We start from the raw sequence: 418 nt of genomic DNA on the forward strand, positions 1-418 counted from the left end.
GAACGAGGGCGGCGGCGGTGAGGCCCGGTTCGCCGGTTCCGGCAGCGACGTCGAGGACCACGGAATCCGGGCGGAGTCCCGCCTCCCGGATGACTGCGTCGCCGAAGGGGGCGTGCCAGCCGAGGATTTCCGCGTCCCATTTGCGCCAGCCGGCGGAGAACTCGTCCCAGGTGCTGCGCTGCTGGTCCCTGATCTGCTCCGCTGAGGCTGACATGGCGCTCCTAGGCTGTTCCGTGCCCTCCCCCACCCCTTAGTGTGCGCCCCTGCACCGGGCCGTAGCAATGGCTCCCGGGGCAGTAGGCTTAAGACCATGGCTACCCCCGAAAACCCCGGCACCCCCAGCGAGCAGCACGTCCCCGAACGACGCGAAATCACCGTGCGCCGGGCGCCGAAGTACGTTCCGTTCCTGGTCCTGGGC

The 418-nt window shown here is 69.6% G+C and carries 1 pseudogene; it reads right to left on the reverse strand.

What is annotated here, in order from left to right:
* Positions 1–214 (reverse strand): annotated as a pseudogene (locus AC1DIO_RS35535) (methyltransferase type 11); the annotation flags it as partial.
* Between the last annotated feature and the right edge of the window lie 204 nt (positions 215–418).

It is taken from the genome of Allobosea sp. 05T439 (assembly GCF_056396005.1).